The 21,187-nt window shown below is 68.0% G+C and carries 16 protein-coding genes; 14 read left to right on the top strand and 2 right to left on the bottom strand.

Translation table 11 applies throughout. From position 1 onward, the window contains the following. Window positions 1–56 precede the first annotated feature (56 nt). On the top strand, window positions 57–1,394 hold the full coding sequence (locus NM961_RS20330) for a hypothetical protein (RefSeq protein WP_255916256.1): 1,338 nt from the start codon (window positions 57–59) through the stop codon (window positions 1,392–1,394). Between the two features lie 235 nt (window positions 1,395–1,629). Beyond that, window positions 1,630–3,009, top strand: coding sequence for a hypothetical protein (locus NM961_RS20325; protein WP_255916255.1), 1,380 nt, complete (start codon window positions 1,630–1,632; stop codon window positions 3,007–3,009). 71 nt (window positions 3,010–3,080) lie between these two features. On the opposite strand, the gene NM961_RS20320 is transcribed toward NM961_RS20325, so the two are convergent. After that, complete coding sequence (locus tag NM961_RS20320; RefSeq protein WP_255916254.1) at window positions 3,081–3,998, bottom strand: LysR family transcriptional regulator; 918 nt, start codon at window positions 3,996–3,998, stop codon at window positions 3,081–3,083. Window positions 3,999–4,172: 174 nt separating this feature from the next. On the opposite strand from NM961_RS20320, the gene NM961_RS20315 reads away from it, so the two are divergent. The 10 genes from NM961_RS20315 (at window position 4,173) to NM961_RS20270 (ending at window position 13,598) form a co-directional block, all read left to right on the top strand. Next, window positions 4,173–5,309, top strand: coding sequence for an NAD(P)H-dependent flavin oxidoreductase (locus tag NM961_RS20315; protein WP_255916253.1), 1,137 nt, complete (start codon window positions 4,173–4,175; stop codon window positions 5,307–5,309). A gap of 173 nt (window positions 5,310–5,482) precedes the next feature. Beyond that, window positions 5,483–6,280 (top strand): SAM-dependent methyltransferase, encoded by a 798-nt coding sequence (locus NM961_RS20310; RefSeq protein WP_255916252.1) that lies wholly within the window; start codon window positions 5,483–5,485, stop codon window positions 6,278–6,280. After that, entirely contained in the window at window positions 6,277–6,834 is a 558-nt protein-coding gene (locus NM961_RS20305; protein WP_255916251.1) for a GNAT family N-acetyltransferase, read from the top strand. The genes NM961_RS20310 and NM961_RS20305 overlap by 4 nt, the downstream gene beginning before the upstream one ends. 10 nt (window positions 6,835–6,844) lie before the next feature. Beyond that, window positions 6,845–7,117 (top strand): hypothetical protein, encoded by a 273-nt coding sequence (locus NM961_RS20300; RefSeq protein ID WP_255916250.1) that lies wholly within the window; start codon window positions 6,845–6,847, stop codon window positions 7,115–7,117. 64 nt (window positions 7,118–7,181) lie between these two features. Next, a complete protein-coding gene (locus NM961_RS20295; RefSeq protein WP_255916249.1) occupies window positions 7,182–8,918 on the top strand; it encodes a diguanylate cyclase in 1,737 nt (578 codons plus the stop codon). A 230-nt stretch (window positions 8,919–9,148) separates the two neighbouring features. Continuing rightward, window positions 9,149–10,606 (top strand): TolB family protein, encoded by a 1,458-nt coding sequence (locus NM961_RS20290; RefSeq protein WP_255916248.1) that lies wholly within the window; start codon window positions 9,149–9,151, stop codon window positions 10,604–10,606. 90 nt (window positions 10,607–10,696) lie between these two features. Further along, complete coding sequence (locus NM961_RS20285; protein ID WP_255916247.1) at window positions 10,697–10,966, top strand: hypothetical protein; 270 nt, start codon at window positions 10,697–10,699, stop codon at window positions 10,964–10,966. Window positions 10,967–11,295: 329 nt separating this feature from the next. After that, a complete protein-coding gene (locus tag NM961_RS20280; protein ID WP_255916246.1) occupies window positions 11,296–11,574 on the top strand; it encodes a hypothetical protein in 279 nt (92 codons plus the stop codon). Between the two features lie 177 nt (window positions 11,575–11,751). Beyond that, a complete protein-coding gene (locus NM961_RS20275; protein ID WP_255916245.1) occupies window positions 11,752–12,576 on the top strand; it encodes an AraC family transcriptional regulator in 825 nt (274 codons plus the stop codon). 47 nt (window positions 12,577–12,623) lie between these two features. Further along, on the top strand, window positions 12,624–13,598 hold the full coding sequence (locus NM961_RS20270) for a DMT family transporter (RefSeq protein WP_255916244.1): 975 nt from the start codon (window positions 12,624–12,626) through the stop codon (window positions 13,596–13,598). Here the strand turns inward: NM961_RS20270 and NM961_RS20265 are convergent. Continuing rightward, window positions 13,577–14,980, bottom strand: a complete 1,404-nt coding sequence (locus NM961_RS20265) for a GntP family permease (protein ID WP_255916243.1) — start codon at window positions 14,978–14,980, stop codon at window positions 13,577–13,579. The genes NM961_RS20270 and NM961_RS20265 overlap by 22 nt on opposite strands. 159 nt (window positions 14,981–15,139) lie before the next feature. Between NM961_RS20265 and NM961_RS20260 the strand changes: the two genes are divergently transcribed. Both NM961_RS20260 and NM961_RS20255 read left to right on the top strand, forming a co-directional pair. Further along, window positions 15,140–17,374, top strand: coding sequence for a TonB-dependent receptor (locus NM961_RS20260; RefSeq protein WP_255916242.1), 2,235 nt, complete (start codon window positions 15,140–15,142; stop codon window positions 17,372–17,374). Between the two features lie 281 nt (window positions 17,375–17,655). Then, window positions 17,656–20,982, top strand: coding sequence for a hybrid sensor histidine kinase/response regulator (locus NM961_RS20255; RefSeq protein ID WP_255916241.1), 3,327 nt, complete (start codon window positions 17,656–17,658; stop codon window positions 20,980–20,982). Window positions 20,983–21,187 lie beyond the last annotated feature (205 nt).

The raw sequence follows: 21,187 nt of genomic DNA, 5'->3' as shown, positions 1-21,187 counted from the left end.
CGGCCCACCGCTGCGTACTGCAAGACGCGCACTCCGGCGCGTCAAGCGGCACTGCCATGATCCTGCCTCGTCTTTTCCTGCTCTGTCTGAGTTTCTGCGCGACGACCGGCGCGGCCCAGGCCGCCAACGCACTGGACCCGGCCTTCGGCGACGGCGGTCTGCGCCACTATGGCTTCCAGCCGGTCAGCGGCGGCAACAATGACCAGGGCGTAGTGGCCTGCGCCAGCGCCAACGGCACCCTGACCGCGGCCGGCATCGCCTCGAATAGCCGGCGCGTGGTCACCATCCGGCTGCACGCCAACGGCGGCTACGATCCCGCCTTTGGCGTGGACGGCAAAGCGAGCTTCGACCTGCCAGGCACTTTCAGCGGCTACATTCCCGGCCTGTGCCAGCCCGACGGGAACCTGGTCCTGGTACGCACGCTCACCGGCCAGGACGGCGAGCAGGCCCTGCAGATCGTGCGCGTACTCAAGCAGAGCGGCCAGCCGGATCCATCCTTCGGCAGCAACGGCGCGGCCGACATCGACCTGGACAGCTGGATACCAGGCCTGGGCCAACGCGAAACGCCGCTGAGCGTGAACGCCCTGCCCAACGGCGATCTTGCCATCGGCGGCGATGCCCAGCTGGCCGACGGCAGCTCGCGCGGATTCATCGCCCTGCTGCGCGCCGACGGCAGCGTGCGCACCGTGCAAGCCCTGGCCAACCTGCGCTCCGCCAACGTCTATGCCGCAGTGCAGGCGCCGGACGGACGGCTCTGGGCATTCGGACGCAACGGCCGCATCAGCGGCGTGTACCGCGCTACGCTCAACCGTGACTCGCTGGCCTGGGAAGGCGTGCTGGAATACGCGGCGCCGCCCGGCTACGTGTACGCGCTGGGTCCGGCGCGGCCGGTCGACGCGGATACCGTCGTCATGCCCGCAGCGACGGTGTCGCAGAATCCCGGCGCGGCGCCTCAGGTGATCGTGTTCCGCGCCAACAGCATCACCGCGCTGCCGCTGCCGGGACCGCCGGCCGGCTACCTGGCCAGCGGCGATCTGGGGCTGACCGTGTTGCCCGGCCGCCGCGTGCTGCTTTCCAGCCTGGCCTCGACGAGCGGCAGCAACAGCCGCTCGGCCATCCATTTCGCCACCGCGCGCATCGGCTACGACACGGATGGCGACCGCCTGGAAACGCAGTTCGGCGACGGCGGCACCCAGCTCGTCTCCTTCCGCGCACCCGATCCGGCCTGCGCCACCGTGGTGCCGCTGCACAGCTTCCTGCGCCTCACCCTGTGGGACGGCCTGCCAGTGCTGGCCGGCGGCGTGCTGCAGAACTGCCAAGGCGGCACGGATGCGCTGGATTATCTGATCGGTCGCCTGCGCCCGGACTACCTGTTCGGCGACGGCATGGACTGAGCCGAAAAACGGAAAACGGAAAACGGGTCAGGTTCACTTACCTGAAAAATAGAAATTGCCGCGCAGTCCGCGTACGTGGACCTGATCTCCGTTTAGGCACAAATACCCATTTCCATAAGTACGCGCGGCACCGCCTGCCTGAACGCCGCCCCACCGCGCCGCTGCAGCGCGGAGAAAACACCGTCCCGCCGCGTACTGCGCCCTGCGCCGTCGGGCGTCAACGCGAGAAGCCACCATGAAACCGTTCACCTTGTCCTCGATTGCCCTGTCGCTGGGCCTGACCGCCGCCGCGCTGGGCGGCAGCGCCGGCGCCCATGTCGGCCCGCTCGATCCCGCCTTTGGCGACGGCGGCATGCGCAACTACGCCTTCCAGGCCGTCAACGGCGGCAGCAACGACCAGGCCTCGGTCGGCTGCGCCGCCGCCGACGGCAGTTTCACCGTCACCGGCATCGCCTCCGGCGAGAACCGCCTGGTCACCCTGCGCCTGAAGCCCGACGGCGACTATGACGAGACCTACGGCGCCCAGGGCCGCGTCAGCGTGACCTTGCCGGGCAGCCCGAACGATTTTGTGCCCGGCCTGTGCCAGCCGGACGGCCACATGGTGATGGCGCGGGCCAGCACTGCCGCCGGCGAGGAGCAGAACCTGCAGATCCTGCGCGTGCTCAAGCACACCGGCCAGCTCGATCCGCAGTTCGGCAGCGGCGGCATCGTCAACCTCGACCTGGATGCGCAGGTGGTCACCGCACTCGGCCGGCAGGAAATGCCGCTGGGCGTGAACGCCCTGCCCAACGGCGATATCGCCGTCACCGGGCAGGCCCAGCTGCAGGATTCCAGCGAGTACCGCGGCTTCATCGTGCTGCTGGCCGCCAACGGCAGCCTGAAGCGCGCGCGCGTCTTCACCACCGACATCAGCGACAACGCCACCACCACGGTCGAGGCGCCGGACGGCCGCCTCTGGGTGTTCGGCCAGAACGGCCGCAACGGCGGCGCCTACCGGCTGACGCTCAGCCGCACCACGCTGGAGCAGGAAGATATACTCGAACGGCCGCTGCCGTTTTCCAACAGTGCGGTGGTCGGCGCCGGTCGCGCGCTCGATGCGCGGACTGTCGCACTGGCCGGCGCCATCCGCTACAACGTCCGCGGCAACAGTGCCGACCGGGTGCTGCTGTTCGTCTTCGACGAAGACTCGGCTTCGGTCGACGAGCTGGAGCCGGTCACGCTGGACGGCCAGCCGGTGACGATCGACCTCGCTCCGGGACGCCAGCTGATTACCGTGCTGCCGGGACGCCGCGTACTGCTCAGCGGCCAGATAAGGCCCTACAGCCACATGCAGCATTCCGGCATCTACCTGGGCATGGCGCACGTACGGCGCGACGGCGCGATCTACACCGAAAACGGTTTCGGCGCGACGGAGTCCAGCGTCATCGCCTTCCGTCCCGCCACGCCGCCGTGCGCCGGAACGCCGCCGGAACACCGCGTCTCGCGCCTGACCCTGTGGCTGGGCATGCCGGTGCTGGTCGGCGGCGTGACGCCGGATTGCGGCGCGGAGGCGAACAGCGAGGATTATCTGGTCGCGCGCATGCGGCCGGACTATCTGTTTGCCGATGGCTGGTAACAAGCCGGGATTCGGCATGTGGAAGCCGCCGGGGCGAGCGGCTGGGTGGAAGCGTTCCGGCCCGCCGCCCGCTATACCGCCTGGCCGAACGCACGCAGCAGGTAGTCGATGAACACGCGCAGGCGCAGCGGCATATGCCGCGCGCCGGGATACAGCAGCGAGAACGGCCGGGAACGGCCACCGTAGGGCTGCAGCAACTCCACCAGGCGGCCGCTGGCCAGGTCGTCCTCGACGATGAAGCGGTAGGTCTGCAGCACGCCGGCGCCGTGGCGCGCCAGGGTGACGGCGCAGAGCAGGTGTTCGCGGGTATGGATGGCGCCGCTGGTCGGCAGCTCCAGCTCGCGGCCGTCCTGGCGGAACAGCCAGGGCACAGGCTGGCCGTTGCGCGGCAGCAGGAATTGCAGGCAGTCGTGCGCGGCCAGGTCGGCCGGCGTGCGCGGCGTGCCGTGGCGCGCCAGATAGTCCGGCGTGGCCACCACCACCAGTTCCGCATCGCAGAGCTTGCGCGCGACCAGGCTGGAATCGGGCTGGGCGCGGCCGCGCACGGCCAGGTCGTAGCCCTCGGCCAGCAGATCGACGTTGCGGTCGCTGAGCTGCACGTCCAGCGATACCTCCGGATGGCGGCGGCGGAATTCCGGCAGCAGCGGCAGGATGCGGCAATGCCCCAGCGGCGTGGGCAGGCTGATGCGCAAGGTGCCGGCCGGACGCTGCTGCTGGCCGCTGAGTTCGCGCTCGGCCTCGGCCAGCTGGTTCAGCGCCTGGCGGCACTGCTGGTAGTACGCGCGGCCATCGTCGGTCAGGCGCACCTGGCGCGTGGTGCGGAAGAACAGGCGCACGCCCAGGCGCTGTTCCAGCCGGGTCACGGCACGGCTGACCGCGGCCGGCGTCAGCCCGGCGGCGGCGGCCGCGGCGGTGAAGCTGGCGTGCTCGGCGGTGAGGCAGAACAGCTCGATGCTGCCGAGCATGAGGTCGTCGAACTGTCGGCTCATTGCTTACATCAGGTAATGAATGAATTGAATGATGCGGGATTACTGCGCGGCGTACACGCAATTACCGTGGTGAAAACGGGGTCAGGTTTACTGACCAGCGGCACGACAGCGCTTTGCCTGCTCAGGTAAGTGAACCTGACCCCGTTTTCTCCTTCCCTGAAATCCGGAGTCGCCATGAACACGTGGAAGCAGACCGAACTGATGCGCCGGCTGGACCTGTCCCTGCCGCTGGTCCAGGGCCCGTTCGGCGGCGGGCTATCGGCGGCGGAGCTGGCTGCCGCGGTCAGCGAGGCCGGCGGCCTGGGTTCCTTCGGCGTGCATCACCTGGACGCCGCCGGCATTGCCGCAACCGCCGCCGCGATCCGCCAGCGCACCGCGCGCCCGTTTGCGCTGAACCTGTGGATCCCGTTCGAGGGCAGCGACGCCGCCAGCGCTGACGACGCCCAGTTCGCCGCCTGGCTGGCGCCGCTGCAGCCGTATTTCGACGAACTCGGCGTGGCGCCGCCGCAGCGGCCGGCACGCTACTCGCCGGCGTACGCGGAACAGGTCGAGGCCGTGCTCGCGGCAAGGCCGGCGGTGTTCAGCTTTGTCTACGGCATTCCCTCGGCCGACATCCTCGCGCGCTGCCGCGACCTCGGCATCTTCACCCTGGGCGCAGCGACCACGCCGGACGAAGCCGTCGCGCTGGAACAGGCCGGCGTGGACGGCGTCGTCGCCAGCGGCTTCGAGGCTGGCGGCCACCGCGTGTCCTTCCTGCGTCCCGCGGAAGAATCGCTGACCGGCACCCTGGCCCTGGTGCCGCAGGTGGCCGACGCGGTGCGCGTGCCGGTGGTCGCCGCCGGCGGTATCGCCGACGGCCGCGGCATCGCCGCCGTGCTGGCGCTGGGCGCCCAGGCCGCGCAGATCGGCACCGGCTTTCTCGCCTGCCGCGAATCCGGCACCAGCGATCTGCACCGGCGCGCACTGCTGGGGCCGCAGGCGCGCGACACCGGCCTCACCCGCGCATTCAGCGGCCGCCTCGCGCGCGGCATCCGCAACCGCTTCATGCGCGAGCTGGCGGCGCAGCCGGTGGCGCCGTATCCGCAGCAGAACTGGCTTACCGCACGGCTGCGCCCGGCCGCGACCGCGCAGGGCCGCGCCGATCTTATGTCGCTGTGGTGCGGCCAGTCCGCACCGCTGCTGGCCACGCCGGATGCACCCGAAGCGACCTTTCCCGCCGCCGCCGACTACATCGCGCGGCTGATGCGCGAGACCGCCGCCGCCGTGCAGCGACTCGAAAACGGGGTCAGGTTCACTTCCCCGAAGGGATAAGAACTGCCCTGCAATCCGGCAGGTGAACCTGACCCCGTTTTCCCCGGCGCGGCAGACGGCAACGCCGTACTTGCCGCGCCGCTGCGATTGCGCATAAGTTCCGATCTCACAATTCGTACCAGAAGTGCACGGCAACCCGCGCCGTGCACGGCGCGCGTGAGGCGGAGGGGCTGATGGCGCACAAGGGCAGTCTGGTTTGCGTGGGCCTGGGCATGACCCTGGGCTCGCACCTGAGTCCGCTCGCACGCAGTCATATCGAACAGGCCGACGTGGTGTTCGCCGGCGTCTCCGACGGCATCGTCGAGCTGTGGCTGCAGCGCCTGCACGCCGATGTGCGCAGTCTGCAGCCGCATTACCGCGAAGGGCAGTCGCGCCTGCACACCTACGAGGCCATGGTCGAAACCATGCTCGCGCCGGTGCGCGAGGGCCGCCGCGTGGTCGGCGCGTTCTACGGCCACCCCGGCGTATTCGCCCTGCCGCCGCACCGCGCCATCGAGCGCGCCCGTGCCGAAGGCTACGCGGCGCACATGGAACCGGGCATCTCGGCCGAGGACTGCCTCTACGCCGACCTGGGCATAGACCCGGGCCGGGTCGGCTGCCAGCATTTCGAGGCCAGCCAGCTGATGTTCTACCGCCGCCGCCTCGACACTTCGGCCTATCTGGTGCTGTGGCAGGTCGGCATTGCCGGCGACCTGTCGCTGGCGCGTTTCTCCACGCCGGCCGAGTATCGCCAGGTGCTGGTCGATGTGCTGGCGCAGGACTATCCGGCGGCGCATCCGGCGATCATCTACAAGGTCGCCACCCTGCCCATCCACCCGCCGCGCATCGAGCACACGACCCTGGCCGGCCTGGTCGATGCCGACATCGACCTGCACGCGACCGTGGTGCTGCCGCCGGCGCGCGCGCTTGAAGTCAATCACGAGATCCGCGAACGCCTGCGCCGCCTGGACCAGGCCGTGGGCTACGCATGAACCCGTCCGCCGCCGCCGCCGGCTTCGAGACGCCGCGCCTGCGCGTGCGGCCGCTGGCCGATGCCGACGAGGCGCTGTACTGCGGGCTGTATACCGACGCCGAGCTGATGCGCTACGTCGGCGCGCCCCTGCCCGCCGCCGCCGCGCAGCGCAGCTTCCGCGCCGCCCTCGCCGCCGCGGCCAGGCCGCAGCCGCCGCACCTCTACCTCAGCCTGCGTCCGCACGACGGCGGTGCGGCGGTAGGCGTCTGCGCGCTGCGCGCCATCGACACCGCCGCCAGCCGCGCCGAACTGGGCTTGATGCTGCGGCGCGAAACCTTCGCCCAGGGCTACGCCTGCGAAGCACTGAGCGGCCTGATCGCCTGGGGCTTCCGCCGCCTGCCGCTGGCGCAGCTCTACAGCCTGACCGATCCCGCCAACCTGCGCGCGCGGCGCCTGGCCGAGCGCGCCGGCATGAAATACCAGCCGCATCCTGCTGCCGGGCCGGCGGAAGGAGCCTGTCTGTTCGTTGTATACCGGCCTGATGTCCAACCCAGCACCACCACCAGCCACTGAGGGGAAAGTGATGTCCAACGTCATCGAGTTCCTGGAAAAGATGGGCAGCGACGCACGCCTGCGCCATTCCGGCACCGGCCAGATCGCCGCCACGCTGCAGCAGTCGAACCTGGATCCGGAGCTTGCCGCCGCGATCCTGGCCGGCGACCAGAAGCGCCTGGAAATCCTGCTGGGTGCGCGCACCAACGTGATCTGCGGCATGGCGCCGGCAGAAGAGGAACAGCAGCCCGACAAGGACCGCGAGGAAGAGGAAATCCGTCCCGCGCGCGCCGCGGCAGGCTGACTTGCAAGGTCGGTTGCGCAGGCTTGCAGCACCGCTGCGCGGCGGCCTTCGTGCCGGCGCGGCGGTGCTGTGTGCGCTCCTCGCCGTGGCGGGCGGCATCGCCGCCCAGCCCGGCGACTTCGACCGCAAGCTGGGCGAAGCCGACGCGCTCAAGAGTTCCGACTACCCGCGCTTCGCCGCGATCCTCACCGACGTCGATGCCGCCAAGGCCGAACTGGCGCCGGCCCAGCTGCAATACCTGAACTACCTCAAGGCCTGGGAGCGCGGCTACGCCGGCGACTACGAACAGGCCATCCCGCTGTACAAGGCGGTGATCAGCCAGTCCGAAGACGCGGTGCTGCAGTTCCGCGCCACCGCCAGCCTGGTCAGCAACCTGACCATCGCGCGGCGCTACCAGGAGGCCTATACCTACCTCGACATGCTGGTCGAGCGCCTGCCGCAGACCAGCAATCCGCAGGCACGCGAACAGGGCCTGCACGCCGCCGCCCTGCTCAACATCCAGGCCGGCCAGTACGACCTGGGCCTGGATTTCAGCAACCGTCTGCTGCAGGAACGCAAAGGCCTGCGCGGCGAATGCATCGCACGCGAGCTGCGCGTGGAATCGTTATACAAATCCAACCGGCTCGACCCCGAAGGCGAAGACGTCGCCCTGGCCCTGGAAACCTGCAACAGCCACGGCGAGGTGGTGTTCGCCAACATCGTGCGCGGCTACCAGGCCAAGGCGCGCATCGACAAGGGCCGCTACCGCGACGCCATCACCCTGCTCGACGCGAGCTATGAGGAACTGCAGCGCACGCGCTACCTGCGCATGGTGTCGGAGTTCGACGTGTTGCTGGCCAATGCGCATTTCAATCTCGGCGACCTGGCCAAGGCCCGCGCCTATGCGCTGCGCTCGGTCGACAAGCGCGTGCCCAACGAGGTGACCGAGCCGCTGGTCGCGGCCTACCAGCTGCTCTACCGCATCGCCCAGCAACAGGGCGAAACCAAGACCGCGCTGGCCTATTACGAGAAATACGCCGAAGCCGACAAGCAGCACCTCGACGATGTCAGCGCCCGCGCCCTGGCCTACCAGATGGCGCGTCACCAGGCCATCGCGACCAAGCTGCAGATCGAGGCGCTGAACAAGCAGAACCAGGTGCTGCAACTGCAACAGCAGCTCGCCGGCAAGGCCGCCGAGACCAGCCGGCTGTACATCGCCCTGCTTATCGCCGGGCTGCTGATGCTGTTCCTGTGGGCCTTCCACACCAAGCGCCGCCAGCTGCATTTCCGCCATCTTTCCCAGCACGACGGCCTGACCGGCATCATCAACCGGCCGCACTTCATCGACGTCGCCCGCCGCACCCTGGACGACTGCCGCCGCAGCGTGCGCGAATGCAGCCTGATCCTGCTCGACCTGGATCACTTCAAGACCATCAACGACCTGCACGGCCATGCCGCCGGCGACCAGGTGCTGAAACAGGTCGTCGCCGCCTGCTCCACCTATCTGCGCCCCAACCAGCTGTTCGGCCGCATCGGCGGCGAAGAATTCGCCATCCTGCTGGCCGACTGCAGCGCCGTCCGCGCCATGGCCCTGGCCGAACAACTGCGCCAGGCCGTCGCCGCCACCAGCGTCGGCAGCGGCCTGCCCGGCGTGAACATCTCCTGCAGCTTCGGCGTGGTTTCCAGCGTCACCGCCGGCTATGAACTGCGCCAGCTGCTGGCCAGTGCGGATGCGGCGCTGTATCAGGCCAAGCGGGATGGGAGGAATCAGGTGGTGCTGTATCAGGGGAAGCAGGGGGCGTTGGGGGCGGTGTTGCCGTAAGCGTGTGAGCGTTGGGTGGTGCGGCGATAACGGTGCCGTGCTGCTGCAATGCCTTGATATCGTTCCGTGTGGATTTGGGTCTGCGCAACTTCGCGCGGCGAATTGGTCTACGCCATTGCGGTCCGGACTACCGATGACTCGACGGGCCTTTCAGCGGAAGTTGAAAACCTACCTGGGCCCCTTCGCTATATCTGAGGGCTTTAGCGTGGGCTCTACAGCGGACAACATCTTTGTACACGATCTTGAACAGGCTCTTGTATCTCCTGTCGACACTTCCCGCATTGCTGCCTGCACCGGCGGCGTATGCGCTGAGCGCGGGTGCGCCGCAGTTGGCCAGCCGGGCATGGTACGGCGGTCCTACGGATGGCCCTTGTGGCTTCCCCAATCTTTCCACCAATGGTCAGTTCATCGCGTTCAGCTGCGCCGCCGATGACCTGGTGCCGGACGATAGCAACGAGCGCTATGACGTTTTCCTGCTCGACCGGCGAACCGGTGTGCTGCAGCGTGCCAGCCTCAACGCGGCCAATACCGAGCAGAGAAACCACGCCGATGTAGGCTTCCCGTCGACGGATGGCAGCCAGGTCGTATTTCTCGGTCAGGGCATGTTTCATCCCGATGTAAACGGCGATGCAGACCCCAATGGTGACGCGACGGTCGCGAATGTATTTCTCAGGGACTTCACCGTGCCCAGTACCGAGATGCTGAGCCGAGGTCCCGATGGCGGAGGCAATCCTGGAGGACGCAGCGCACTTCTTCAGGCTGCGAACCTCGACCGGCAAGAAGTACTGTTTTCGAGCAGCGGCAACTTCCTCACCAATAGCCCACTGATATTGAACGACGCGCAGCTGTTCGCACGCAGCTGGCTGACGGGCCAGATTGAACTGATTTCCGCACGGCCCGACGGTGAAATCAGCCGCCGGGGCTCAGGCAATGCCGGCTGGTCGGGCGATGGTCGCTTTGTGGTGTTCCAGTCCGGGGCTACCGACCTGACCGGCGATAATCCGTTGGGCTACTCGCAGCTGTTCCTGCGAGACCGGCTGGCACGCACGACGCAGCGGCTTGCGCGCCCCTGGAACGGCGGCGAGTTTCCTACCGGCTTTATCTACTATGGAAAGCCCGCGCTGACCCGCGATGGCAGATTTGTCCTGTTCCTGGTTGGATTGGTAGATGGCATAACACCTGACGACAATCCCGGCGTCAGCGACGTCTATTTGTTCGATCGGCACACCCAGTCCACGCAGTTGGTCACACGCAGTCGAAACACTGCCCCTGCTGATGGGTACGCTTATTCCCCGGACATCAGCGCCGACGGCCGCGTCATCGCCTATTTCTCACGTGCAACCAATATGCTGCCGGGCGTGACCAGCCCGCCGGCAGTCTATGTCGAGGATCGACTTACGGGCGAGCGGATCACCGTCTCCACCGCGCTGGCACCGCTGTTCGGCAACTTCTCGCCGCAGGTCGATCTGTCCGAGGACGGCCGTACCGTGGCTTTCAGTTGGCGAGCCGACGACACAGCGGATCCGTCGCTGCGCCGCCGATACCTGATTTATGTCGTAGATCTCGATGGCCTGGAGCCGCCGGCTTCCACCGCAGCGGCCGTACCGGCAGCTTCGCCTCGAGCCCTGTTTGTCATCGCCGGATTGCTCGCTGCAGCCGCCCTGGGGGCCCTGGCCGGTCGCCGATGAACGGGTCAGGTTAACTTCCAGCTCGTTGTTCGTGGAAGTTAACCTGAACCCGTTCGCCTGGTTTCCAATCCAAATAGGTAGGCACATGCCATGTCCACTCACCTTCTCGACAAACAACGGATAGCAGCGATCAACGCTCGGGTCGATGCCGCAACCAAGGGACCCTGGAAACCCATGATCGAGGGGCGAGACCACACAAGCGGGTCCAGTTGCATCGTGACCTCAGCAGGTGGAATTGACCTTGATGGCGCCTCTGACGAGGACATCGAATTCTTGGCACATGCGCGCCAGGATATTCCGTATCTCGTGGCGGAGTTGTGCCGTCTGGAGGCGATGTTGGAAGCGATACAAGCGACTTAGGAGCCTTCCCGGGTCCCTCCCCGTCGGCTGACCAGCCCACATCGCACCTGAACGCGCAACGGCAGCACACTGGATCAAATCAATTACAGCTACGACGGTTTCCCCAACCTGAAGAGCCCGGCCCGCGCGGGCAACAGCGCGACCCAGGCCTATGACCGGCGAAACCAATTGAGAGCGCGGATGAGCCGGACTGTTCGCCACGGCGAATCCTTCGCGCGATCCAGGAAAATCAAGATCGGTGTGATGGGCGCTCTCGCGATTCCGATAAAAGCGCATCGGGATTCGACAGGGAAGCTTCTGCTTCCCGGCTGCTTGTACAAGGAAACGCCATGCACGACTGGACGCTTTCGCTGGTCACGATCGATTGGATTTCCGGTTCCGGGTCTCTGCAGATCCGCAGAGACGGACAGGAACGCGAGATACGTTTTCAGGGCACCCAGCGCCTGGTCATGCCCAGGGAATTTCCCTGGGGACACAGCATCAGCATCAACACCGTCGATGGCCCTGTGCAATTCCAGGGCAAGCTGCAGTTGAAGATCGAAATGCAGTCGGGCGATGTCATCGAGATCATCGCAGACCGCTTCAGCATTCCTGCGGCTGGTGCCTGAGCGGTGGCCAACCGTCAAAACGATCGGCGCGGTTTGGTCCATTTCGGCAGACTCGGATAAACCGCCCCAGAGCCTGCCTACAGAGCCGGCACCGCATTCCTGCCATTCCGGGCTTCAACCCGCTACCGCACTACCCGCCCGCCAGACGCCCCCGCCCCGCTATGGCAAGCTACCCCCATGCAAGGCGTCCCCACCCACTTCGACTCCCCCACCGACGCTGCCGAATTCCGCCACCCGGCGCACCGCGGCGGCATCGAACTGTACCGCGCGCATATCGTGCGCCACGCCTTCGAGCCGCATATGCATGCTGCTTTCGGCCTGGGCGCGATCGAAAGCGGCGTGGAGCGGTTCCGCTATGCGGGGGCCGAGCATCTGGCGCCGCCGGATTCGCTGGTGCTGATGAACCCGTGCGAGGTGCATACGGGCCGGGCGGAAACCGAGGGTGGCTGGCGCTATCGCATGATCTATCTGGATGCGGAGGTGCTGGAGGAAATCAGCGGCGAGCGCAGCTGGTGGTTTACCGCGGCGGTGCAGCACGATCCGCAGCGCGCGCGGCGGGCGGGGCAGTTGCTGGAGCGGTTGTGGCAGGCGCAGTCGCCGCTGGCGCTGGACAGTCTGCTGCTGGAATTGCTGCGTGAAATTCAACCGCACGCACGCCGGCCGCGGCCGCTGGCGGCGGAGGGACGGCAGCGTTTTGCCGGGGTGATCGACTATCTGCAGGCACATATGGCCGAACGGATCACGCTGGAGCAGCTGGCCGCCGTAGCGGGACTGAGTCCGTTCCATTTCCTGCGCCGCTTCCGCGACCAGTACGACGCCACGCCGCAGCAGTGGCTGATGGCGCTGCGGCTGGAGCGGGCCAAGGGCCTGCTCGCGCGCGGGGTGGCGCCGGTGCGGGTGGCGGTGGAAACAGGCCTCGCTGACCAGGCCCATCTGACCCGCGCCTTCAGCCGCCGCTACGGCACCACGCCGGCGCGCTACCAGCGTCAGCTGCGCGGCTGAGCAATCTGGTGCAAGACGGTGCCGGCGCGCCGGCGCATGCTGGCGGCATGCTTACCGGAACGCTTTACGCACTCGCCGCCGGCCTGATGTGGGGCCTGGTCTTCCTCGGTCCGCTGCTGCTGCCGGACTATCCCGCGGCATTGCAGTCGGTGGGACGCTATCTCGCCTTCGGCCTGATCGCCCTGCCGCTGGCCTGGCTGGATCGCGCCGAACTCAGGCGCCTGTCCCGCGCCGACTGGATCGAGGCGCTGAAGCTCTCGGCCATCGGCAACCTGCTCTACTACGTCTGCCTCGCCGCCGCGATACAGCGCGCCGGCGGGCCGCTGCCGACCATGCTCATAGGCACCCTGCCCGTGGTCATCGCGATCTGCGCCAATCGCCGCAATGCCGGCCGCGACGGCCGCCTGCCCTGGCGCAGGCTGGCGCCATCGCTGGGGCTGATCGCGCTGGGCGTGGCCTGCGTCAACCAGGTCGAATTGCAGGCGCTGCGCGCGGATCCGCAGGCCGATGCCTGGCGTTACGCCGGCGGTGCGCTGCTTGCTCTGATCGCCGTCGCCTGCTGGACCTGGTATCCGCTGCGCAACGCGGACTGGCTGCGCGCGCACCCGGACCGCAGCCCGCGTGCCTGGGCGACGGCGCAAGGCCTGGTCACGCTGCCGCTGGCGGCGCTGGGTTATGCGCTGCTCTGGGGCGGCATGCGGCTGGTGGACAATCCCTTTCCCATGCCGCTGGGTCCGGATCCGCTGCGTTTCGTCGGCCTGATGGTGGCGATTGGCCTGTTCGCGTCCTGGCTGGGCACGATCTGCTGGAACCAGGCCAGCCAGCGCCTGCCTACGGTGCTGGCCGGGCAGCTGATCGTGTTCGAGACGCTGGCCGCGCTGAGCTACGCTTTCATCCTGCGCGGTCACGTACCGCCGGCGCTGACGCTGTCCGGCATTGCGTTGCTGATCGCCGGTGTGCTGTGGGCCACCCAGGTCAAACCTGAGCCGGCAACGACGGCTCAGACCCAGCCGCTGACGTAGAACACGCCGATCACCACGAACACCGCCGCGGTCTTGATCAGGGTGATGGCGAAGATGTCCTTGTAAGCCTGGCGGTGGCTCAGGCCGGTCACGGCGAGCAGGGTGATCACCGCGCCGTTGTGCGGCAGCGTGTCCATGCCGCCGGAAGCCATCGCGGCCACGCGGTGCAGTACTTCCATGGAAATTCCCGCGGCCTGGGCATTGGCGACGAAGGTCTCGGCCATGGCCGCCAGCGCGATGCTCATGCCGCCGGAAGCCGAGCCGGTGATGCCGGCCAGCGCAGTGATGGTGACGGCTTCGTTGACCAGCGGATTGGGTATCGCCGCCAGCGCCTGGGCCACCACGACGAAACCCGGCAGCGCCGCGATCACCGCGCCGAAACCGTACTCCGAAGCCGTATTCATCGAAGCCAGCAAGGCGCCGCCGATGGCGCTCTTGCTGCCTTCGGCGAAGCTGGCCATCACCGGCTTCCACGCCGTCAGCAGCACGCAGGCGATGCCGACCAGCAGTGCGCCTTCCACCGCCCAGATCGCGGCGACCTTGGAAACTTCCTGTACCACCGGCGCAGCCGTGCCCATGGCAGCCGGCACGAATTCGTGTTTTGCGCCATAGAAACCCGGGATCAGCGCGGTGAACAGCTTGTTCGACACGCCGACCAGCACCAGCGGCAGCAGCGCGACCAGCGGGTTGGCCAGCGTGCTGCCGGCGAACGGGGCCGGCTCGTTGAGCAGGCTTGCCGCATCGCCATAGCCCTCGCCGGCGGCGGCCGCGGCGCGGCGGCGCCAGTCGAGATAGACCAGGCCCACGATCAGGATGAACACCGCACCGGCGCAGCCCAGCACCGGCGCGGCCCAGGAATTGGTGCCGAAGAAGGTCGACGGAATGATGTTCTGGATCTGCGGCGTACCGGGCAGCGCATCCATGGTGAAGGTGAAGGCGCCCAGGGCGATGGTGCCGGGGATTAGGCGCTTGGGGATGTTGCTCTGGCGGAACAGCTCCGCCGCAAAGGGATAGACCGCGAACACCACCACAAACAGCGACACGCCGCCGTAGGTCAGCAGCGCGCATACGGCGACGATGGACAGCATGGCGCGGTCGGCGCCGAACAGGCGGATGGTGGCGGCGACGATGGCCTTGGAAAAGCCCGACAGCTCGATCAGCTTGCCGAAGATCGCGCCCAGCACGAACACCGGAAAATACAGCTTGAGAAAACCGACCATCTTGTCCATGAACAGGCCGGTGAACATGGGCGCGACCAGGGCCGGGTCGGTCAGCAGCACCGCGCCCAGGGCCGCGACCGGCGCGAACAGGATCACGCTGTGGCCGCGGTAGGCAATCCACATCAGAAAACACAGCGCGGCCAATACGATCAGAAAAGACATTCCCTGGCTCCAGAGCCCGACCCGGCGAGTGTCGGGAAGCCGCCCGGGACGGCCCATTGTCCGAAGGTACGATGCCGCGCGGCGGGGGCGCGGCCTAGCCTGTGCGGAGAACGGCGGCAGGGGTCCGCCCACAAGAAACACACCCGTAGGAGGGGCAGCATGAAGCGCAACTATCTGGCTCTGGCGATCGGCTGCGTGCTGCTCGCGCCCATGGCCTGGGCGAACGATTCGGCGGAAAGCACGGCGGAAACGGCAGCCGAGACCGCCGCCGCGGACAGCCCCGATGGCGCCGCCGACAGCAAGGCCACCACGCTGGATCAGGTCACCGTCACCGCGCGCAAGCGCGAGGAAACCCTGCAGGACGTGCCCGTCGCCGTCACTGCCTTCACCGCCGACGCGATGGAGAAGCTCAATGTCGAGGACATCGGCGACCTCGATGCCCAGGTGCCCAACCTCACCGTCTACGCTGCGCGCGGTTCCAGCAGCACGGTCACGGCGTATATCCGCGGCATAGGCCAGTCCGATCCGCTGTGGGGCGTGGATCCGGGCGTGGGCATCTACCTCGACGATGTCTACATCGCGCGGCCGCAGGGCGCCCTGCTCGATGTGTTCGACGTGGACCGGGTCGAAGTGCTGCGCGGTCCGCAGGGCACGCTGTACGGCAAGAACACCATCGGCGGCGCGATCAAGTACATCTCCAAGAGCCTGCCGAAAGAGGCCGAAGGCTATGCCCAGCTCACGGTCGGCAGCTACGGCCAGCTCGACGCCAAGGGCGCGCTGGGCGGTCCCATCGGCGGCAGCGACAGTCCGATCCGCGCGCGCCTGGCCGTGGCCAGCCTCAACCGCGACGGCTTCGGTGAGAACCTGACCAACGGCGCACCGGTCAGCGACAAGGAGATCAATGCCTTCCGCGCCAGCATCGGCGCCGATGTGAACGAACGCTTCGACCTGCTGTTCGCCTTCGACTGGATGGACGACCAGTCCGGCGTGCGCGGCGCCAAGATGCTCGCGCCGAACCGCTTTGCGCCGACCGTCGCGCCGCTGAGCGACCGCTACGACATCCGCAGCGGCATGCCCAACGTCAACGACACCAAAATGAAGGGCGCCTCCGGCACGGCAAACTGGCGCGCAACTGATTCCTGGGCCTTCAAATACGTATTCGCCCGGCGCGATTCCGATACCGAAACCAATATCGACTTCGACACCCTGCCCAACAAGATCGCCGACGTGAAGGCGTTCTACCGCGATGAGCAGACCACCAACGAGCTGCAGGCCAATTTCGACGGCGGCGGCAAGGCGCGCGGCGTGATGGGCCTGTACCACTTCGACGGCGAAGCCGGCGGCCAGGTGCTGAACAACTTCTTCAACGCCTCCTTCGGCGACACCCAGGGCACGGTCTATACCAAGGCCTTCGCCGCCTATGCGGACTGGACCTTCGATTTCACCGACCGCCTGTCGCTGGATGCCGGCGCACGCTGGACCGACGAGGAAAAGCACGCCGTCGTGCTCAACCGCGGCTATACCGACGCCACCTTCACTGTGCCGACGACAACCGTGGCGAATTTCAACCGCAAGGTGGACTTCACCAACGTCTCGCCCAAGCTGGCGCTGGATTACAAGCTCAGCGACACGACCATGCTCTACGGCGTGGCTTCGCGCGGCTTCAAGTCCGGCGGTTTCAACATCCGCGCCAATTCGGTGGCGGTGCCGCGTTCGGCCGAGCCCTTCGACGACGAGAAGGTCGACAGCTACGAGATCGGCACCAAGATGGCCCTGGCCGAGCAGTCGCTGTTCCTCAATTTTGCCTACTTCTACAACAAGTACGAAGACATCCAGCTGTCGGTGTTCACCGCCTTCGACAGCAACGGCGACGGCACCGACGACGCCTTCTTCGGCGATTTCACCAACGCCGGCCGCGGCCATGTGCAGGGCCTGGAAATGGAATACCAGTGGCTGCCCAACGAGCACTGGCTGCTCAGCGGCAACCTGGCGTGGCTGGATGCGAAGTACGACGAGTTCATCACCTCGGGCGTGGATGTTTCCGACAGCCAGAAATTCACCAACGCGCCGCGCTTCTCCGGCGCCGTGAACCTGGAATACCGCACCGAGCTGGCCAGCGGCGGCAATCTCTCCACGCGCGTGGGCTACAGCTACCAGAGCGAAGTGTGGCCGACCACCGATCTCAGCCCGGTGATACGCCAGGACGGCTACGGCCTGCTCAACGCCGGCGTGATCTGGCGCCTGAACCCGTCGCTGAGCTTCTCGCTGCAGGGCACCAACCTGACCGACAAGGCCTACCGCACCACGGGCTACAACATCCCGGTGCTGGGCGTGCTGACCGGCTTCTACGGCCCGCCGCGCCAGTACACCTTGAGCGCGCGCTACGATTTCTGATCGGCGCGACTACCGGCGCGCGGGCTGCCTCCCCTCCAACGCCCGCGCGCCGTCCTTTTTTCGGGCGGGCAAGGATGCCTTTTTCTGCATCGCATCCGGACACTGTTCCGGATGACGGCGAAGCCGTATCGACCCGGTTGCGCCGCCTGGGCTGACCCTTCCGCGGCGCCGCGGGGCCCTGCCTGCCGCTGCAACGGCAGCAGCGCGGCGCCGGCGGCGGCCTGCGCTATGCTCGGCCGCAGCGCGTCCACACCCCAGCCCATGCCTGCCAGAGCCTTTCCATGCTGAGCGTCAGCCTGGTCGTCTTCGCCGCCCTGGTCTGGCTGGGCGCGCTGTTCGGCGTGGCCCTGTACGCCGAACGCCGGCCGGCTGCGCTGGCGCGCTGGTGGCCGTACGTCTACGCGCTGTCGCTGGCGGTGTACTGCACCTCGTGGACCTTCTACGGCACGGTCACCCAGGCCGCGCGCTACGGCTGGCCGCTGCCGCCGACATTCATCGGCACCATCCTGCTCTACGCCTTCGCGACGGTGTCGGTGGTGAAGCTGGTGCGCCTGGCGCGGGCGTCCAATGCGACCTCGCTGGCCGATCTCATCGCCAGCCGCCTGGGCAAGGATTCGTGGATCGCCGCCACCGTCACCGCCGTCGCCGCGCTGGGCCTGATTCCCTATATCGCGCTGCAGCTCAAGGCCGTGGCCATGAGCTATGCCGTGCTGACCCAGTCTGCCGCACAGGCGCCGCAGCCGCTGTGGCAGGACGGTGCGCTGTACGTGGCCCTGGCCATGGCCCTGTTCGCCATGCTGTTCGGTACGCGCCGCATCAGCGCGGCCGAGCACAACCGCGGCCTGGTGCTGGCCATCGCCTTTGAATCGCTGTTCAAGCTGGCGGCGATGCTGGCGCTGGGCGTATTTGTCGTGTTCGGCCTGGACATGCCGGCCGCCAGCGTCGCCCCCGCGCGGCCCGAGACCGGCGGCTTCCTGCCGCTGGTGCTGCTGGGCGTGCTGGCCATGTTCACCCTGCCGCACCAGTTCCACGTGGGCGTGGTGGAATGCCGCGACGAATCGCATCTGCGCACGGCGCGCTGGCTGTTCCCGCTGTACCTGCTGCTGATCGCGCTGCCGCTGCTGCCGCTGGCCCACGCCGGCGATGTGCTGCTGGGCGGGCAAGGGCTTTCGCCGGACCTGTACGTGCTGGCCCTGCCGCTGTCGCAAGGCCATGCCGGCGTGGCCCTGTTCGGCTTCCTCGGGGGGCTGAGTGCGGCGACCGGCATGGTCGTGGTCAGCACGCTCACCCTTAGCCTGATGATCGGCAACCACTGGCTGGCGCCGGGCCTGCTGCGCGGCGCCTGGCTGCGTTCCGGCGGCGGCGATCTGCGCGCCACGGTGCTGCGTCTGCGCCGCATCGGCATCGTGGCCATCATGCTGCTGGCCTGGGCCTACAACCGGCTGATCGCCGGCAATGAGGCGCTGGCCGATGTGGGCGCGGTATCGTTTTCCGCATTGGCCACATTGACACCGGCCCTGGGCTTTGCCGTGTGGCGGCCGCAGACGCCGCCGCGTGCGGTGGTCGCCGGCATCATCGCGGGCTTCGTCATCTGGTGCTGGGCGCTGCTGGTGCCGCTGGCGGCGCAGGTGCGCGGCGTGGCGCCGGAATGGCTGCAACAGGGACTGTACGGCCATGCCTGGCTGGCGCCGGATGCCCTGTTCGGCCTCACCGGCTGGAGCCGGCTCGGCCGCGCGGTGGCCGCCAGCCTGTTCGTGGGCACGGCGGTCACGTTTGTCGTCGCGGCCTGGCGGCAGGGCCCGCGCCTGGCCAAGCCTGGCTTCGATCTGCGCGCGCTGCGCAATGCCGGCCGCCGCTTTCTGCCGGAACCGCGCCTGGACGAACTGCTGCGCGACGCGCCGCCGCGCGGCCCGGTGCCGGCGGCGATCGAGGCGCGCCTGGAACATGAGCTGGCCGCGGTGCTGGGCAGCGCCTCGGCGCGCCTGCTGCTGGACGCGGCCCAGCGCGAAGCCGGGCCGGATCTGGACACGGTCGCCGCCATCGTCGGCGAAGTCTCGCAGGACCTGCGCTTTAACCAGCGCCTGCTCGAAGCCGCGCTGGAGAACATGAGCCAGGGCATCAGCGTGGTGGACGCCCAGCTGCGTCTGGTGGCGTGGAACCGGCGCTATGCGGAAATGTTCGGTTTTCCACACGAGCTGCTGCGCGTGGGCGCGCCCATCGCCGAGCTGGCGGAATGGGCGCTGCGCCGCCTGCCCCACCGCGGCGACGCCGCCCAGGCGCTGCAGCGCCGCCTGGACTTCATGCGCAACGGCACGCCGCACCTGTCCGAGCGCGTGTTTCCCGACGGCAGCATCGTGGAGATCCGCGGCAATCCCATGCCCGGCGGCGGCTTCGTCGCCACCTTCACCGAAGTCACCGCCTTCCGCCGCGCCGAGGCCGCGCTGATCCAGGCCAATGAAACCCTGGAACAGCGCGTGGCCGACCGCACCACCCTGCTCGAACACGCCAAGCGCGAAGCCGAGCGCGCCAACGAAGCCAAGAGCCGCTTCCTCGCCGCCATCGGCCACGACCTGCTGCAGCCGCTGCACGCGGCGCACCTGTTCACTGAGGCGCTGGCCCAGCAGCTTACCGGACCGGCCCAGCGCGAACTGGTGACGCAGACCCGCGGCGCGCTGGATTCGACCACGGACCTGCTCACCGGCCTGCTCGACATGTCGCGCCTGGAAGCCGGCGGGCTTTCCGCGCAGCTGCGCGATTTCCCCCTGGCCGAAGTGCTGGAACCGCTGGTGTCGGAATTCCGCGTGCTGGCGGCGGAACGCGGCCTGCAATTCCGCTACCGCCCCAGCCGCGCCTGGGTGCGCAGCGATCCGCAGCTGCTGCGCCGCGTGCTGCAGAACTTCCTCGCCAACGCCGTGCGCTACACCGCACGCGGCCGCATCCTGCTCGGCCTGCGCCGCAACGGCGGCACGCTGCGGGTGGAAGTCCACGATACCGGCCCCGGCATCGCGGCCGCCGAACAGCAGCGCATCTTCGAGGAATTCCGCCGCGGCGACGACGTCGCCGGCCCGGGGCTGGGCCTGGGCCTGGCCATCGCCGAGCGCATGGCCCAGTTGCTGCAGGCGCCGCTGGGCCTGCGCAGCCGCGTAGCCGTCGGCACGGTATTCGCCATCACGCTGCCGCGCGCCGCGGCGCGCAACAAGGACGAACCGGCAGCCGGCGCGCGGCCGCGCCTGGCCGGCACCCACGTACTCGTCGTCGATAACGAAACCGCCACGCTGGAAGCGCTGCGCAAGCTGCTGGCCGGCTGGGGCTGCCGTGTCAGTGCCGCCGCCGCCGGCGAGGCCGCGCAGCGCGTACTGGCGACGCAGCCGGCCGATCTGTGGCTGTTCGACTATCACCTGGACGGCGGCGACACCGGCGTGGCCCTGCACGAGCGCCTGCGCCCGCTCCACGGCCCGCGGCCCGCGGTCATCCTCAGCGCCGATCCCGGCGAAACCGTACGCCGCGCCGTGCACGAAGCCGGCCTGCCGCTGCTGATCAAGCCCGTCAAGCCGCTGGCGCTGAAATCGGTGCTGGACCGGCTGCTGGCGGCGCGCAGCGTGCAGTAGAAGACACGCTGCGCTGGCTTCCGCAGGATTCATTCGACTGATGTCAGCCCCGCTGCTGCGCGAAGCTGCTCGCCGCAAGTTTCTTCCGGCACTCCGAGCGGTCCAAGCAAGTTCGCTTCTCGATACTGTGTACTTCAAGCGAGTTGCAGTGTCTGCACGCATTTGAGCAAAGCATGACGACCGAAACTAGCAGCAAAATTTTGCA

Origin of the sequence: Tahibacter harae (genome assembly GCF_024437735.1) — a bacterium.
In the GTDB taxonomy this organism is placed as follows: Bacteria; Pseudomonadota; Gammaproteobacteria; order Xanthomonadales; family Rhodanobacteraceae; genus Tahibacter; species Tahibacter harae.
The sequence above is the reverse complement of the archived record's forward strand: the minus strand, read 5'-3'. Positions and strand labels throughout refer to the sequence as shown.

What these genes read in the sequence shown, in the direction of transcription:
- NM961_RS20330 (WP_255916256.1), top strand. Translation starts at nt 57, where the DNA reads ATGATCCTGCCTCGTCTTTTCCTGCTCTGTCTGAGTTTCTGCGCGACG.
- NM961_RS20310 (WP_255916252.1), top strand. Translation starts at nt 5,483, where the DNA reads ATGGCGCACAAGGGCAGTCTGGTTTGCGTGGGCCTGGGCATGACCCTG.
- NM961_RS20325 (WP_255916255.1), top strand. Translation starts at nt 1,630, where the DNA reads ATGAAACCGTTCACCTTGTCCTCGATTGCCCTGTCGCTGGGCCTGACC.
- NM961_RS20270 (WP_255916244.1), top strand. Translation starts at nt 12,624, where the DNA reads ATGCTTACCGGAACGCTTTACGCACTCGCCGCCGGCCTGATGTGGGGC.
- NM961_RS20320 (WP_255916254.1), bottom strand. Translation starts at nt 3,998, where the DNA reads ATGAGCCGACAGTTCGACGACCTCATGCTCGGCAGCATCGAGCTGTTC.
- NM961_RS20265 (WP_255916243.1), bottom strand. Translation starts at nt 14,980, where the DNA reads ATGTCTTTTCTGATCGTATTGGCCGCGCTGTGTTTTCTGATGTGGATT.
- NM961_RS20285 (WP_255916247.1), top strand. Translation starts at nt 10,697, where the DNA reads ATGTCCACTCACCTTCTCGACAAACAACGGATAGCAGCGATCAACGCT.
- NM961_RS20275 (WP_255916245.1), top strand. Translation starts at nt 11,752, where the DNA reads ATGCAAGGCGTCCCCACCCACTTCGACTCCCCCACCGACGCTGCCGAA.
- NM961_RS20280 (WP_255916246.1), top strand. Translation starts at nt 11,296, where the DNA reads ATGCACGACTGGACGCTTTCGCTGGTCACGATCGATTGGATTTCCGGT.
- NM961_RS20305 (WP_255916251.1), top strand. Translation starts at nt 6,277, where the DNA reads ATGAACCCGTCCGCCGCCGCCGCCGGCTTCGAGACGCCGCGCCTGCGC.
- NM961_RS20300 (WP_255916250.1), top strand. Translation starts at nt 6,845, where the DNA reads ATGTCCAACGTCATCGAGTTCCTGGAAAAGATGGGCAGCGACGCACGC.
- NM961_RS20315 (WP_255916253.1), top strand. Translation starts at nt 4,173, where the DNA reads ATGAACACGTGGAAGCAGACCGAACTGATGCGCCGGCTGGACCTGTCC.
- NM961_RS20255 (WP_255916241.1), top strand. Translation starts at nt 17,656, where the DNA reads ATGCTGAGCGTCAGCCTGGTCGTCTTCGCCGCCCTGGTCTGGCTGGGC.
- NM961_RS20260 (WP_255916242.1), top strand. Translation starts at nt 15,140, where the DNA reads ATGAAGCGCAACTATCTGGCTCTGGCGATCGGCTGCGTGCTGCTCGCG.